Here is a 15560-nt window from a genome sequence, read left to right on the forward strand (position 1 = left end):
ATGGATTTCAATGCCTACCAGAAAGCCTTGTCCTCACAACTGAGGGGGCTGGAATGTCCGTTTCCGGAGCAGGAATTCGCCGAGCGTCTGGCGCGCGTCCGGGATCGGATGGCCCGGGAGGATTTCGGGGCGCTGCTGCTCACCGATCCTTCGGACATTTTCTACCTTACCGGCTACAGCACCTTCGAGGTGTCTGTTCACGTGGCCCTGGTAGTCACCCAGGAAGATATGCTCCTGCAGGTTCCGTCCATCGAAATGGGGCCGGCCATGGTGACCACCCGGGTTGCGAGGGTCAGCGGTTACCGTTGGGAGGGCATCGGCGAAGTGCTGGAACCTCTGGTTGAGGTTCTAAACGATGGCGTTGAAACGGTTGGCATTGATGCCTGGCACGGCTCCCTTCGCCAGGGCGTTCTGGAAGGTCTCAAGGCACGCATGGCGGGCGTGCGGTTTCTGAACAACGGTGGTTTGTTGAAGCAGATCCGGATCGTCAAGTCTGACGCAGAAATCGGTTTTCTGCGGGAGAGCGCGCGGATAACCGCCGAAGGCATGAAGGCTGCTGTGGCGGCGGTCCGCCCGGGTATAACCGACAATGACATTGCCGCAGAGGGTGCCCGGGCACTGCTGGCGGCCGGCAGTGAATTCATGAGCATGCAGCCGATTGTCGTAACCGGCCGTCGCAGCAGTGTGATCCACTGCAATCATAAACGCACGGTGATTGAGGAAGGCGATCCGGTGTTTCTGGAATTCGGATCGGCCTGGCACCGCTACACCGCGCCAATGATGCAGACCGTGGTTGCCGGGGGTAATCCTTCCTCTGAAATGCGAAAGGTTCATGACGGCTGCCGGCGGATTGTCGACACCCTGCTGGAGTCCGTGCGGCCGGGGGTTACCTTCGACCAGGCCGCCCGGGACGCCGAGCGGGCGCTCCAGCCTCTGGCAGGCAATGTGTTCTTCTCTGGCGTCTTCGGCTACACGGTCGGGGCACAGTTCCCGCCCTCCTGGGTGGAGGGCTCGGGTTTTATCGCCAGGGGCGGTAACGTGGAGTTCCGGCCCGGCATGGTCTTCCACCTTCCCATTTGTTTGCGTGTCCCCGGGCAGTGGGGCATTGGCTGTAGTGAAACCATTCTGGTCACCGAAGGTGGAGCCGAGCCGATTACCCAAAATCCCTGGACGCTCGCTTAATCCAGTCGCAGGTCTGACAGATAGACGGTGCGCGGCTCGGGCAGACGAACGGCAAAGAGCCCCATTCGCCTGATCCGCGACATGTCCATGGTCCGGTCGGACGGTGCGTTTTCAACATCAGCCAGATTTCGGGTGAACGTATTGAAGCCGGGCTCAAGAATCAGGCGGGTGTTGTAGCGGTCATTGTAGGCATGGTCGCTGCGGTCGTGGGCAACGTCATTAATTCGAAGCGTCAGTGCCAGCGGTTCCGTTGAGGGGTTGAATAGCGTTATGACCAGCCTCTCGAAATCTCGCCAGTCGGATGGCAGGTTATTGAGCGAGATACCGGAGTAGGTTTCCGTGCTCAGAGCGATCTTCAGGCTACGCGGATGATTGACTGCATGATTGGCAGAGACTGCAGGATTGCCAGACCAGAAGGGTTCCGGGTTCTGGTGGCTGAAGTCATAGAGCAGGGGGAGCTGATGATGAACCTGCCATTGTCGGGCAGCAACAAGGCCGGTGTTGCCCAGCTCGAAACACAATAGCAGCGTGGCAGTGGCCGCGAGCAGATACTGGCGGGCGGAAGCCCGTGTTCCCGGCAGAACCACCGGACGCCAGGCGATAATCAACCAACCGCCAATCAGGTTACGCAGCAGATCCCGCCCATCCACGTCGCGGTTGTGCTCGCCCTGGATCAGCTCGATTCCAATTCCGACAGCAAGCAATACTGCGGTTACGCCCAGCCACAGCCGCCAGCCGGCCAGCCAGCGCCAGGGCCTTATTGCGACTGTCAGCAGTGCAAAAAGAAGGATGTGGCCGAGGTTCCAGGCCGACTTGAGGAGCGGCCCCGAGGCCCAGTCCGGCCCGCCAACAAACAGGAAAGGCGTGATGAGCAGAGAAGCGAAACCGGCCAGCAACGGGAGTTGCCGGCCGGCGGTTGGAATTCCCGGTATGAAACCAGGAATCATCAGCTACGGCTGGTTACTTCCAGCAGGTGATAGCCAAACTGGGTCTTGACCGGGCCGATCACGGTATTCAATTCGCTGTTGAACACGGCCTTGTCGAACTCCGGAACCATCTGGCCCGGGCCAAAGGAACCCAGGTCGCCGCCGTTGCGGCCGGAGGGGCAGGAGGAATGCTGCTTTGCCACTTCGGCAAAGTCCTGCCCGCCTTCAATCGCTTTTTTCAGTTCTTCGCATTTCGCTTCGCTGTCTACCAGAATGTGGCGCGCGGTTGCCTGTGCCATGATCAATGTCCTTGTGTCGGATGAATGAGTACATCAGAACGGGAATGCTGCCCGCACAGCTCGCCTTAGGCAAGCCTTTTTATCCGTGTTTCTGCGGCCTCACAGTCCACGCGGCAAACCTGTACAATGCCGGCTTTCTTTTCGCCGGCGTTCGCGCGGCCCCACATCGACAGGTTTGTTTCTTGATCTCCACCGCCAATATCACCATGCAATTCGGGGCTAAACCCCTGTTTGAAAACGTCTCCGCCAAATTCGGTAACGGCAACCGCTATGGCCTTATCGGGGCCAACGGCTGTGGCAAGTCCACACTGATGAAAATCCTGGGTGGCGATCTGGAGCCGTCTGCCGGCCAGGTCATGCTCGAGCCCAACACCCGGCTGGGTAAACTGCGGCAGGACCAGTTTGCCTATGAGGATTGCACGGTTATCGATACCGTGATCATGGGTCACGAAGAACTCTGGAACGTCAAGAAAGAGCGGGACCGGATCTATTCCCTGCCCGAGATGAGCGAAGAAGACGGGATGGCCGTGGCAGACCTGGAAGTGCAGTTTGCCGAGATGGACGGCTACACGGCTGAATCCCGCGCTGGCGAGCTACTATTGGGCCTGGACATACCGCTGGAGCAGCACGACGGCCCCATGAGTGCCCTGGCACCTGGCTGGAAACTGCGGGTGTTGCTGGCCCAGGCGCTGTTTTCCGATCCGGACGTGCTGCTGCTGGACGAGCCCACCAACCATCTGGACATCAACACCATCCGCTGGCTGGAAAACATCCTCGTGGCCCGCAACAGCACCATGATCATCATTTCCCACGACCGCCACTTCCTGAACAGCGTGTGCACCCACATGGCGGACCTGGACTATGGCGAGCTGCGCCTGTTTCCGGGCAACTACGACGAATACATGACCGCCGCCACCCAGGCCCGCGAGCGCATGCTGGCGGACAACGCCAAGAAGAAGGCCCAGATTGCCGAGCTGCAGCAGTTCGTCAGCCGCTTCTCCGCCAACGCCTCCAAGGCTAAGCAGGCTACCTCCCGTGCCCGCCAGATCGACAAGATCCAGCTGGAAGAGGTTAAGCCGTCCAGCCGGGTAAGCCCGTTTATCCGTTTTGAGCAGGCCAAGAAACTGCACCGACAGGCGGTGACCGTGAAAGATCTCTACAAGGGCTTCGATGAGGAATGTGTGCTGTCCAAGCTGAACTTCCAGATCGAAGCCGGTGAGCGTGTCGCCATCATCGGCCCCAACGGCATCGGCAAAACCACGCTCCTCCAATGCCTTGCTGGGGCCTACACGCCCGACAGCGGCGAGGTGAAGTGGACCGACAGCGCGGAAGTGGGCTACTTCGCCCAGGACCATACGGCGGACTTTGCTGCCGATGACACCCTGACCGACTGGATGGCCCAGTGGACCAAGGGCGGCGAACAGCTGGTGCGCGGCACTCTGGGGCGGATGCTGTTCTCCGGGGACGATATCGGCAAATCGGTGCGGGTGATTTCCGGTGGCGAGCAGGGGCGTATGCTGTTTGGCAAGCTGATTCTGCAGAAGCCTAATGTGATGCTGATGGATGAGCCCACGAACCACCTGGATATGGAGTCCATCGAGGCGCTGAACCTGGCGCTGGAGAACTATCCGGGTACACTGATTTTCGTTAGCCACGATCGGGAGTTTGTTTCTTCGCTGGCTACGCGAATTATTGAGCTTAAGGCCGATGGGGTGACTGACTTCAGTGGCTCTTATGATGATTATCTTCGGAGCCAGGGGTACCTCTGAGACTGGGGCTTGGGTGCAGGCGGTCATGTGGGACTGGCTTTCCAAAACACGCTCCTTGCGGCACGTCCCTGTGACGCTTGGGCTCCGCCATCCATGGCTCCGCACAGTTTTGGAAAGCCAGTCCCACACGCCCGCTCCAACCTGCGAGTGAGGCTCAAATAAAACAACGGATACGGAAAACATGGGCGAGACCGAAGTAATTAGTGCTACCCGCAAATGGGTCGAAGACGTGGTCGTTGGCTACAACCTTTGCCCGTTCGCCAAACGTGAACTGGTTCGGAACCGGGTCCGTTTTGTTGTGTCGGAAGCAAAAACCGAGGATGAGCTGCTGCAGGCCCTGCACTCGGAACTTCAGCGTCTGGAAGATGAGCCGGAGATCGAAACCACGCTTTTGATCCATCCGGATGTATTGCAGGACTTCGGGCCCTACAATGAGTTTCTTGATGCGGCTGATGGTTTGCTGGCGTATCTGGAGATGGAAGGCGTTTACCAGATCGCCAGTTTCCACCCGGATTACCAGTTTGCGGGCACCGATCCGGATGCGGCGGAGAACTACACTAATCGGTCGCCATTTCCCATGCTGCACCTTTTGAGAGAAGCCAGTCTGGAAGCGGCGATTGATAGTTACCCTGATGTGGATGCTATACCCCAAAGAAACATCGAGTTGATGGAGACACTGGGAGCGGAGAGGATGCGGAAAATCCTCGCTAGCTGCGTGGAGAACTCGCCGTAAACAGGGGAGTAGGATCAGGAGCCGGTGGGCAGGGCTTTCCAAAACTGTGCGGAGCCATGGATGGCGGAGCCCAAGCGTCACATGGATGTGCCGCAAGGAGCGTGTTTTGGAAAGCCCTGCCCACCGGCGAATGCACGGATCTGAAGGCCCGTGCGGTTAACTCAGAAATAACGGCATAGTTGCAAACCAGACTAACCAGAAGAGTCAGAGCAAATGGGACTGCTTTTCGAGCAAATTGACAGCCAGCCTTCGGTGATCGGTGAGATCACGCTTCGCCGGCGCCGGATTCCGGCTATTGGTGACCGGGATATCTACGAGGTGAAGCTGGGCGAGGAATTTCTGATGTCCAGCATGTTCGTGGATGCCGAAGTGGCTCTTTCGGATATCGGGCTGGGCGAAACCGAGGGTGACAACCTGAGTGTCGTGGTCGGTGGTCTGGGATTGGGTTACACCGCGGTGGCGGCACTCAAACACGAGCGCGTTGCCGAACTGCTGGTGGTTGAGTACCTGGAACCGGTTATCGGGTGGCACCAGCAGGAGTTGGTGCCGCTGGGCAAAGACCTGAATGCCGATCCGCGGAACCGCTATGTTCATGGCAGCTTCTTCGACCTGGCAATTGCCGATCCTGCAGAGGGCGGTTTCGATCCGGAGAGCCCCGGTAAACAATTCGATGCCATTCTCCTTGATATCGACCATTCGCCCCGGGCGCTGTTGCACGATTCCAGTGCCAGCTTCTACACCGCCAACAACCTGCGCCTGATGGCCCGGCAACTGAAGCCCCGTGGGGTATTTGCCATGTGGTCGAACGAGGGCGAGGATGACGAGTTCATGGCCGTTCTCAATGAGGTATTCACCGATGTGGCCTGCCACGTCGTATCCTTTTTCAATCCATTTCAGAACAGGGAATCGTTCAACACCGTGTATGTGGCCCGTAAGCCGGGCTGAAAACCGGAGTCTGTATGTCTTTGACCACGCACCGTAGCCGACCTTTCAGTTCCAGCCAGCGTCTGCCCGAGCCAGAGCAGCCGCCGGTGTTGCATGAGCCGGAGGAGGCCGGGGCGTTGCTGGCGGAGTTTATCCATCGCTATCCCCGCTTGCTGATTCTGACCGGCGCGGGAGTCAGCACGGATTCCGGTATTCCTGATTACCGGGACGGCGATGGTGCCTGGAAGCGCAAGCAGCCGGTTCAGCACAAGGCGTTCATGGAAGACTTCTACACCCGCCAGCGCTACTGGGGCCGCAGCCTCATTGGCTGGCCGGTGATGCGCAATGCCAGGCCCAATCCCTCACATCACTACATATCTGACCTGGAACTACTTAATCACAGCAGCCTGGTGGTTACCCAGAATGTCGACCGACTGCACCAGAAGGCAGGCACGCGGGCGGTAACAGATTTGCACGGGCGGGCCGATGAGGTGGTGTGTATGAGCTGCGGCTACCGTTGCCCGCGGGATGAGGTGCATGATCGTTGCGCGGATCTGAACCCGGGGTTCCAGAAATACACCGCCGACACGGCACCGGATGGCGATGCCGATCTGGATGTGAATTTTGCAGATTTTAGGCTGGCGGACTGTCCGAAGTGCGAGGGGATTCTGAAACCGGATGTGGTGTTCTTCGGTGACTTTGTCCCCAAAGACCGGGTTTATTCAGCCCTGGATACTCTGAAAGCCAGTGATGGCCTTCTGGTGATCGGTTCGTCGTTGATGGTGTATTCCGGCTTCCGTTTCTGCCGGTACGCCAATGAGTGGAACAAGCCAATTGCCACCCTGAATCTGGGGCGGACACGGGCTGAGGATCTGGTGGATCTGAAACTGAATGCCCGTATCGGGGAGACGCTGGCGTCGGCCCTCACGCAACTCTGACGAAGAAGGGGTCAGATGAAAGCGTTCATCTGACCCCAAGTCCAAGCTGTTTACATCAGGTTGTAGATAAACACCACGGCCACGGCCACCGGAGTCACAAAGCGCACGGTGATCAGCCAGAGATTGAACATGCCTGGTGACAGGGCCAGTTCCTTCTCCATAGCCTGGCGCGACATCACCCAGCCTGCGAACAGGGCAACCAGCAAACCACCCAGCGGCAGCATGATGTTGGCGGTGAAGAAGTCCAGCAGATCGAAGATGGTTTTGCCTTCCAGCATGGGTACAAAGCCGAGCGGAGCGAAGTCAGCCCAGAGGTTCAGGGACAGAATCGAAGCAATGCCCAGTGCCCAGCAAACGATACCCGCGCCCAGTGTGCTAACGGTGCGGTTCATGCCTTTGCGCTCCTCCAGCCACTCCACAATCGGCTCCAGCAGTGAAATCCCGGATGTCCAGGCCGCGAAGATCAGGAGCACGAAAAACAGGGTGCCGAACAGTGAGCCCATGGGCATCTGGCCGAAAGCCAGCGGCAGGGTCTGGAAGATCAGGCCCGGGCCTGCGCCCGGCTCAAGGCCGTTGGCGAACACAATCGGGAAAATGGCCAGACCCGCGAGCAGCGCCACACCGGTGTCGATGACCGACACGGTGATGGAGGTCTTGGCGATGGAAATATTCTTGGGTAGGTAGGAGCCGTAGGCCATCATCACGGCCATACCCAGGCTCAGGGTGAAGAATGCATGGCCCAGGGCCACCAGGATTCCGGACGTTGTGAGCTTGGAGAAGTCAGGCTGGAACAGGAAAGCCGCGGCCTGGCCGAAGTGCCCGGTGGTCATTGCATAGCCCACCACAATCAGCAGGAGTACGAACAGGGCCGGCATCAGAATGCTGACCGCCCGCTCAAGACCCGAGCGAACACCCCGCACAACCACGACCATCACCAGTGCCATGAACAGGGTATGCCAGGCGAGCAGGGTGGTGGGATCACTGAGAAGGCCGGAGAAGATAGCGCCGACGGCGTCGGCAGTCTGGCCGGTAAGCTGGCCGCTGGCGGTTGTGCCTACATAGGAAATGGCCCAGCCGCCAATAACCGAATAGAACGAGAGGATCAGGAAGCCTGCCAGAATGCCGATGGCACCCACCAGCTTCCAGGCCGGGTTCAGGCGGTCCCGCTCGGCAATCAGGCTAAGGCTTTTTACCGGGCTTCGGCCACCGCGACGGCCGATCATGACTTCCGCCATCATGATGGGAATACCGACAACCGCGATGCACAGCAGATACACCAGCACGAAGGCGCCGCCCCCGTTTTCGCCGGTCACATAGGGGAACTTCCAGATATTGCCCAAACCAACGGCGGAGCCGGTAGCGGCAAGAATAAAGGCCAGACGTGATGACCAGAGCCCGCGTTGGGCGTTTGAACCTTCAAGCGCCCCGGAATAAGAGGCGGAATCTGAAGAAGTGACGGACATAACTATCTCCCGGAGTATTTGTTTTTGTATCAGGGTTTAAAGGGGAAGCTGCAGCTGCCTGCAGCCTCCTGAGGGGTGCGCCGGTGTCAGCTCAGCCGGTGCGAGCCAACCGCTCGGGTGCCAGGCTGGCTCCGGCGGTGTGTTTTTTGAACCGTTCTTCCGCCAGTTCGTTGGCGATCTCCCCGGTGGGGCGCCCCGAGCGGTCGGAACGGTTGAAGATTTCGGTCAGGGTGTCGCCGATAGTCTCGACGTGGGCCCGAACGGTTTCCGGTGTGGCGCCGGTGCGCTCATAGAACACATCAATGATGCCACCGGCGTTGATGGCAAAGTCCGGTGCATAGAGAATGCCCCGGTCCCGCAGCATGGCATCATGCTCCGGGTGTTCCAGCAGGTTATTGGCCGCGCCGGCCACAATGCGAGCCTGCAGTTGGGGAATGCTGGCATCGTTCAGTACCGCGCCCATGGCGCAGGGCGCAACCACGTCTACCGGCAGGGACAGAATGTCCTCGGCGGCGGCCGGCCTGGCTCCCAGCTGATCCACTGCCCGCTGCATGTTGTCCTCGTGGATGTCATACACCCAGAGATCGGCGCCGGCGTCCTTGAGGTGTCTGGCCAGCCGGAAACCGACATTTCCGATGCCCTGAATGGCCACCTTCAAGCCGTTGAGGCTATCCCGCCCGAATTTGTGTTTCACCGCGGCTTTCAGGCCAATAAAAGTGCCATAGGCGGTTGCCGGTGAGGGGTCGCCGTTGCTGGGATTGCCGTCGAATCCGGTCCGCGAGGCGATGCCGGCAACGTGGCCAGTGTGTCGGCCCATGATCTTGAGGTCCGGTACGCTGGTGCCGGAATCCTCTGCCGCAATGTACTGACCGCCCAGGCTTTCCAGATGACGGCCCATGGCCTCCATCAACGCTTCGGTTTTCTGTTTGCGCGGGTCGCCAATAATCACCGACTTGCCGCCACCCAGGTCCAGGTTGGCCAGGGCGGATTTGTAGGTCATGCCCCGCGAAAGCCGCAAGACATCGCGTACCGCCTCTTCATCGGAGGCGTAGGGAAACATCCGGCAGCCGCCCAGGGCAGGGCCTCGGGAGGTGTTATGGATGGCAACGATGGCCTTCAGGCCGGTTTCGGGATCGCAGAAAAAGGACAGATGTTCGTGGTTATCGAACTCGGGATGGCTGAATAGCATGGTGAAATCCTCTCCCACCGGGCCGGATCTCGGCTTGAGCGGGTATCTTGTTCTTGTCGACCGGCTTGTGGCCGGCGTTCCGATTTCAGGTGTCCGATATTTCCATTGGGTTTACCGATGGAGGATGCCCTTTTGGGGCTGGACGAAAAATAAACTAGCCGCATTTAACGTTAACGTCAACATGCAAAAGCGAACGATTAGAAACAGGCGTCATATGCTTTCCCGGCTTATCGTAAAACGATTCCAGCAATCATGGGGTTACAGCATTCCGGTCATTTATACTGGGAGTAACGAATCGAAACTCAGAGTTCTGAGTGGAGGTGAACCATGAAACGGCTCTTCTATCTTGTGGATTCCATCGATAGCCTTGATGAAATCTCTGAAGACCTGCACGAGCGTGGGATCACAGACTGGCGTTTTCATATTGTCAGCAAGGATGAAGCTGGCCTGTATGCCCATCGCCTGCATTCAGCCAGTGTGCTGGACAGGACCGATCTGCCAAGGTTTGTCGAGCGCGGCATGATCATTGGCGCATTGTTTACGCTGTTTTTTGTCGTTCCCCTGGCAACCTGGGGCGGGCTTGGCTGGCCGCTGGCCGCCTATGTGGCCATGGGTGCGTTTGCCATCATTGCCGGCGGCTGGCTCGGTGGCTTTGGCGGTATTGGTACCGAGAATTACCGAATCCGAAAATACCATGGTGACATTGAGGCCGGCCGGCATCTGGTCATGGTTGACGTGCCCCGGCCCGATCTGGAGGAGATGAAGCGGCTGATGGCCCGCAATCATCCCGAAGCAGAGCTGCAGGGTGAGGGCAGCAGTTTCAACAACCCGTTTGCAGCAGGAGACGGGCGCGTACACGTCGTCCATTAGTCGCAGGTGCGGTGGGTTCTTCGGAAACTACCTATACGCGTTTCGGGGAAACTGACCTAGTTTCCCCTGATGTCTGTCGCTTCCTACTCTTATCAGCTTCAGCCGGCCCGGGTACGGGTGGAGTTTTTTCGGCTACTTCCCATCTCATTGTTCGTGGTGGCGTTTGGTGCTGCCTTTGGATTGGCAGCGACCCAGAAAGGCCTTGAACCGCTCCAGGCCGTGCTGATGAGTGCCACGGTCTTTGCCGGGGCCTCCCAGTTTGCCGCCGTCGATATGTGGGGCGCTGAAGTCTCTGTGCTCCCGATGATTGCCGTGGTCTTTGCCATCAACTCCCGCCATCTTCTTATGGGCGCGTCGTTGTACCCGATGCTGAGAGATGTCTCGCCGGGCAAGCGTTACGGTCTCTTGCTGCTGCTGACAGACGCCAACTGGGCGGTCTCTGCCCAGGAGTACCAGAGTGGTCGTCGCAATCTGGAGGTGATCCTCGGTGGTGGTCTCGCCCTGTGGCTGGCCTGGATCATCGGCACCGGCCTGGGCGTCTATTTTGGTGGGCTGCTGCAGAACCCCAAGGCTCTCGGGCTGGATATGGTCCTGGGCTGCTTCCTGTTGGCCATGGCTTTGGGCGGCAAGAAATCACCCAGGGTGCTCGTGGCCTGGACAGTGGCCGCAGTGGCATCACTGGCGGCCTGGAAATGGCTGCCGCCCAATACCCATGTGGTGGTCGGCGCCCTGGCCGGCGGTGCTATCGGGTTCTTCTGGCTGGAGCAAAAGCCTGCCACCGATGAGGGAGATGCGGCAGATGGGGAGGGTGGCGCCCATGACCGTTGAAACCACCACCGCCGGTATCTTCCTGCTGATCGCGATCATGACGGTGGTCACCCTGACGACCCGTTTCGGCGGCGCGTTCCTCATGTCGTTTGTAAAGATCAATCCCCGGATCGAAAGCTTTATCAACACCATGGCCAGTTCGGTTCTGATTGCGATTATTGTGCCCATGGCCTTCAGCGGCGATGTTGGGGCAGTGGCTGCACTGGTTGTCACAGCGGTGATCATGCTGGCTCTGCGCAAGCCCCTGCCAGCGATAGGTGCGGGCATCGCCGCCGCCGGTATTGTTCGTTATCTGGCGTAACCTCCAGAATTGAAAGTGATTAAAATCTGCTCAAGTTTAACGGCGCCGGGCCGATACACCTGTGTAGTGATTACAGGTACCCGCAGCCATGATTTCCTCCAGCCAGATTTCGCTTTTCCAGGACAGTTCCCGCCAGGTATCGGCTTTCGACAGCACCCAACTGCGCATTAACCGGCAAGCGCCAGCGCCCCAGGCCAATGGGAATGCCGTGGGCTCTGAACTGACACTCATGCGCCAGGCGGCCTACCGTTACAGCAGCCAGGAGCAGCTCGCTTTCAGCGGCAGCAGTACGGTGACCAGTGGAGAAGGTCAGCAAAGTGTGTTCACCAGCGCCCAGCTTGCCGAGAAAACCTCAGAGCTGTTTCTGATGGGCCAGCAGGCGCTGAGTGTAAGTCGCGCAGCGCTCGGTGGTGATGCCGGTGTCGAGGGTCGCGGCAGCCTTTCGGTTTCAGCCGGACGCTACATGTTCTACTCCGAGAGTGAATCCAGAAGCTTTGCCTCCACCGGCACCATAAGCCTCGAAAACGGTGAAACCGTTGATTTTACACTCTCCCTGCGACAGTCACAGTCCAGAACCTACGAGTACTCGGAGCTGGTGCAGATCCAGGAGCGGCCGCTCACCGATCCTCTGGTGATCAACTTCGGCAATGCCACTGCGCGCCTGACCGACACGCTGTTCGAATTCGATCTGAACGGCGACGGAGAAACCGGCCAGTTCGCCTCATTGGGCAGCGGAAGCGGGTATCTGGTGCTGGATCGCAATGGCAACGGCAAGGTGGACGACGGTTCCGAGCTGTTCGGCCCCCAGAGCGGATCAGGCTTCGGTGAGTTGGCCCGATTCGACGACGATGGCAACCGCTGGATTGATGCCAATGACGAGATCTTTCAGTCGCTCTCCGTATGGGTTCAAACCGCGGACGGCTCGCAGTCTCTCAAATCCCTCTCGGAAGTCGGGGTTCAGGCCCTGTATGTGGACAATGTCGAAGACCGCTTCACCCTTGCCAACAGCCAGGGTGTACCTCTGGGACAGATCAAGAGTTCCGGCATTTACCTGACCACCGATGGCGAGGTCCGCACCCTCGAAGAAATCGACCTGGCAGAGCAGAACACGGTCGAAGCGCCGGCTTCTGAGACAATCCTGAGCTCTGACCGTGGCTCTTCAGATCGCAGTGGCAATGGTCTGGTGGCTGCCCGCGTGGAAGCAATCCGCTCGGCGCTCGAGAAGCTGAACGAAATCCGCGAAAAACAGAAAGCGTTCATCGAAGAATCCAAAGACTCTGGCAAACCCGAATCACCGCTTGTTGATTACCTGAAACTGATCGACAGAATGCGCCTGGAGATGCTGAACAGCCAGGACGAGAAGAAGCAGGCGGCGAGCCGGTATCTGGAGTTTGCAGCACTTTAGTCGCCGGTGGTCGATCCGGTAGGGCTGGCATTCCCCCAGAGGAAGCAATTCATCAGGTCTGTTTTGCAGTCCACGCCCAGTTTCGCGTAAAGATTCCCAACGTGGGTAATGATCGAATGGCGTGAAATTTTCCAGAGGCTCGCCATATCTGCGAAAGACATACCAGAAGCCAGTCCACAGGCTACCTGAAGCTGTCGCCTCGAAATCGATCGATGATGAAGTTCACGAAACATTTTCAGGCTGAACGGAATGCATCTTTCTGAAACGAGCGCGAGTTGGCCCGGTTGGTTTGTGGGCTGTATATGTATACGGAATTGGCCCCAGGCATTATCAATCAGCTGATAATGTGGCCCTGGGCTTTTGTCCTCAACGCTCAACGCAAGGTTGGATGGCAGGTCGCTGGAGAAGGTGGTGGCCTCTTGCCCGGGGGCATTCTGGTTCAGCATTGTGCAATGCTGCCTGAAGATCGCGGTGCTCTGGCCCAGTCCAGACTGTGACGACCAGATACCCATGCCAGGTGGGCCGGAGGCGATGGCCGGTGCAGTGCCCGCAGAATCGCCGGAGATAATTGTGCCAATGCGTGGAGCAGCCTCGTTCAGCCAGTCCAGTTCATGAGGGGCGAAGGGTGGGTCCTGTTCACCACGGAAAACCACCAATCCGCCAACAGGCTTGGTGTTTGCTGTTACGACGATTCGGGCCAGATCGGAAATGCCCCATGGAGCGAGCATGTACTGGTAGGCCTCTGTTTTCTGAAATTCCGGGTAGCTCATCTGAAGTACATCCGAAAGGGTCTGGGCCCCGAAACTTCCATCCATGTCTTCGCGAAAGGTGGAGCCGCCAACCTGGCGCTCCCGGGCAGAGTTGGCGTAATGCCGCGCGTAATGGGCGATGCCGTTCTCGAGGTCGATCAGGCTCGAATAAGCACCGGCCACCGAGCCGTCGCGGCTTGACCAGAGCAACAAACTGCCCGCCCCGGGGATCGCCTGATCGACGATCCCGAGTACATCCGGGACCGCAGCGGCGGCGGGCAGCTGAAGCTGGCTGATTATTTCAAGTTTTTCAAGCGAATTGACTGACACAGGCACTCATGAGGTTATTGTGAATTGACCTCCAGAGTGTAGTCGACCTGACCGGGCGATGGCCGGAAGCTATCCCGGTTAAAGCCCGGCAGGAAGTTGATGACTTTCAGATAGTACTCACCAGCATCGAGGCTGGTTTCGATGGTTTGGTTGCACTTTCCCTCCTCCCAGTCGCGGGCTATCTGGTTGGAAAACCCGTCTTCATAAAGTTCGAGGCGAAGTCCACCATTGTCAGTACCACAGGGAAAGTCGGTCGCTGTAATCGTGTATTTGCCCTGGCCAACAGTAAACCTGTAGAAACTCTCGTCACTGGTCTGAATCAACCGTCCTACTGTCGCATCCACCTTCTGGTTGATCGGAATTTCCCGGGCAGCTGTTGTTGATTCAGAGCCTTCCGAAACACGCGTGGCGTTGAGGGTAAACCGTGCGACCGGCCCATTCTCATCGTCTTTCTCCACGACAGGGCGAACGTAGTATTTCTCGTTGGCATCCAGACGGAATGTGGTTACGTCTTCTACACCACAAAAGAAACCATCTGCATCGCTATCGCCGAGTTCTGATGCATTCAGGTCAGGTTCACTGTAGACCGTCCAGCGGCAACTGCCCGTATTGTCGTCATCTACGCTGTTATCACCGAATAGTTCGATGGTGTAGTGGCCTTTTACCAGAGGAACGAAGATCACGAACTCGCCACTGTCATCAAGATGATCGCCTCTGAAGGTGGTGTTCTCACAGAATACCCGCGGGTTATCCAGCTTTGCTGCAGTGCATGCGTCCAGGAGCCAGGCAAAACCGCCACCCCCGGCGGCATTAGGTGGTGTCACGCCATACTGGTTTTGAAGAGCCAGGCGGGCGTTCTCAAGTAACTCATCCGACCCGGCATCGTTGATGGCCGCGAGTTCATCCGCGCCGTCGCCGTTGATGCGTCCGTCATCGGCAAAGTCGGCGGCCAGGGTATCAAGCCCCGCTTGACCGATGTCTGCATCCAGGGAAGCCGCTGAGAACAGGAGCAGGTTTGCGCTGTCTGATTCAAGCTCGTCCCTGGCGTTCAGAAGGTTCAGATCAGCCGGCGCGCTGCTTAATCCGAAGGCGGCCTGAGCATCCGATCGGGCCTGGGTGAGAGCACTGTCGAAGTCGGTGCCGCCGGCCATGAGAGATCGTGTCCGGGCTGCTGTAAAGTGAGTAAAAAGGTTGACGTTGGCATTTGGCGGCGTCGATTCCAAAACCCGGATTACCGCTTCCAGTGTGCGCGAGCTGGTCGAGAAGTTGGCGGCAGTTTCGTCAAAATATTCACCTTGCATGCGCAGCAGGGTGGGGCCGGTCCAGGGGATTTCCTCGAATTGGTACTGCCCATTCTCGGCAATGGTTCCATCCAGCTGTTGGTTTCCAGTCGTGCCGTCGTTGGCCAGGATAATGGCTTCGGCGGTGCCCCCCGCCCGAAACGGACCCTTCTGGGCCACGCCGGTCTCTGTGGCTTCCGGGGTGTCAGGGTTTTCTGGTGTGGTGCTGGCAATCGGGTCAGAGTCATTATCACAGCCTGTAAGTGCAAGGCTGCCACTGAACGCCAGAATGGCGCAGAATCCGGTTTTTATGTGAAACATCGTGTTTCTCCTTTAGCTACTCCTTTGCATGAGCCGCGGGCTCAAGAGTCAGC

Annotated in this window: 15 protein-coding genes; 9 read left to right on the forward strand and 6 right to left on the reverse strand. The window is 58.3% G+C overall.

The window, feature by feature from the left end:
• Window positions 1-1182, forward strand: coding sequence for a Xaa-Pro peptidase family protein (locus QZ534_RS01080; RefSeq protein ID WP_296930358.1), 1182 nt, complete (start codon window positions 1-3; stop codon window positions 1180-1182).
• Here the strand turns inward: QZ534_RS01080 and QZ534_RS01085 are convergent.
• Complete coding sequence (locus QZ534_RS01085; protein ID WP_296930361.1) at window positions 1179-2129, reverse strand: succinyl-CoA synthetase subunit beta; 951 nt, start codon at window positions 2127-2129, stop codon at window positions 1179-1181. The genes QZ534_RS01080 and QZ534_RS01085 overlap by 4 nt on opposite strands.
• On the reverse strand, window positions 2129-2407 hold the full coding sequence (locus tag QZ534_RS01090) for a peptidylprolyl isomerase (protein WP_048495872.1): 279 nt from the start codon (window positions 2405-2407) through the stop codon (window positions 2129-2131). The genes QZ534_RS01085 and QZ534_RS01090 overlap by 1 nt, the downstream gene beginning before the upstream one ends.
• A 182-nt stretch (window positions 2408-2589) precedes the next feature.
• Between QZ534_RS01090 and QZ534_RS01095 the strand changes: the two genes are divergently transcribed.
• From QZ534_RS01095 to QZ534_RS01110, 4 genes are all read left to right on the forward strand, one after another.
• Window positions 2590-4176 (forward strand): ABC-F family ATPase, encoded by a 1587-nt coding sequence (locus tag QZ534_RS01095; protein WP_296930365.1) that lies wholly within the window; start codon window positions 2590-2592, stop codon window positions 4174-4176.
• Window positions 4177-4357: 181 nt separating this feature from the next.
• Entirely contained in the window at window positions 4358-4909 is a 552-nt protein-coding gene (locus QZ534_RS01100) for a DUF1415 domain-containing protein (RefSeq protein ID WP_296930368.1), read from the forward strand.
• A gap of 213 nt (window positions 4910-5122) precedes the next feature.
• Entirely contained in the window at window positions 5123-5854 is a 732-nt protein-coding gene (locus QZ534_RS01105; protein ID WP_296930372.1) for a spermidine synthase, read from the forward strand.
• 14 nt (window positions 5855-5868) lie between these two features.
• A complete protein-coding gene (locus QZ534_RS01110; protein ID WP_296930374.1) occupies window positions 5869-6771 on the forward strand; it encodes an NAD-dependent protein deacetylase in 903 nt (300 codons plus the stop codon).
• 50 nt (window positions 6772-6821) lie between these two features.
• On the opposite strand, the gene QZ534_RS01115 is transcribed toward QZ534_RS01110, so the two are convergent.
• Both QZ534_RS01115 and QZ534_RS01120 read right to left on the reverse strand, forming a co-directional pair.
• The gene (locus tag QZ534_RS01115) at window positions 6822-8234 is read right to left on the reverse strand and encodes a sodium-dependent transporter (RefSeq protein ID WP_296930377.1); all 1413 of its coding nucleotides are present in this window, start codon (window positions 8232-8234) and stop codon (window positions 6822-6824) included.
• Window positions 8235-8325: 91 nt separating this feature from the next.
• On the reverse strand, window positions 8326-9423 hold the full coding sequence (locus QZ534_RS01120) for a Glu/Leu/Phe/Val dehydrogenase (RefSeq protein WP_296930380.1): 1098 nt from the start codon (window positions 9421-9423) through the stop codon (window positions 8326-8328).
• A gap of 327 nt (window positions 9424-9750) precedes the next feature.
• Here QZ534_RS01120 and QZ534_RS01125 point away from each other — a divergent pair, with 327 nt between their 5' ends.
• The 4 genes from QZ534_RS01125 to QZ534_RS01140 all read left to right on the forward strand — a co-directional run bounded on the left by QZ534_RS01125 (window position 9751) and on the right by QZ534_RS01140 (window position 12827).
• On the forward strand, window positions 9751-10293 hold the full coding sequence (locus tag QZ534_RS01125) for a hypothetical protein (RefSeq protein ID WP_296930383.1): 543 nt from the start codon (window positions 9751-9753) through the stop codon (window positions 10291-10293).
• 69 nt (window positions 10294-10362) lie between these two features.
• Complete coding sequence (locus QZ534_RS01130; RefSeq protein ID WP_296930385.1) at window positions 10363-11121, forward strand: AzlC family ABC transporter permease; 759 nt, start codon at window positions 10363-10365, stop codon at window positions 11119-11121.
• Complete coding sequence (locus tag QZ534_RS01135) at window positions 11111-11422, forward strand: AzlD domain-containing protein (RefSeq protein ID WP_296930387.1); 312 nt, start codon at window positions 11111-11113, stop codon at window positions 11420-11422. The genes QZ534_RS01130 and QZ534_RS01135 overlap by 11 nt, the downstream gene beginning before the upstream one ends.
• Window positions 11423-11510: 88 nt before the next feature.
• Window positions 11511-12827 (forward strand): hypothetical protein, encoded by a 1317-nt coding sequence (locus tag QZ534_RS01140; protein WP_296930389.1) that lies wholly within the window; start codon window positions 11511-11513, stop codon window positions 12825-12827.
• On the opposite strand, the gene QZ534_RS01145 is transcribed toward QZ534_RS01140, so the two are convergent.
• A complete protein-coding gene (locus QZ534_RS01145; protein ID WP_296930392.1) occupies window positions 12824-13906 on the reverse strand; it encodes a helix-turn-helix transcriptional regulator in 1083 nt (360 codons plus the stop codon). The genes QZ534_RS01140 and QZ534_RS01145 overlap by 4 nt on opposite strands.
• Window positions 13907-13920: 14 nt before the next feature.
• Window positions 13921-15507 (reverse strand): hypothetical protein, encoded by a 1587-nt coding sequence (locus QZ534_RS01150; protein ID WP_296930395.1) that lies wholly within the window; start codon window positions 15505-15507, stop codon window positions 13921-13923.
• Window positions 15508-15560 lie beyond the last annotated feature (53 nt).

It is taken from the genome of uncultured Marinobacter sp. (assembly GCF_913055835.1).
Taxonomy (GTDB): Bacteria; Pseudomonadota; Gammaproteobacteria; order Pseudomonadales; family Oleiphilaceae; genus Marinobacter.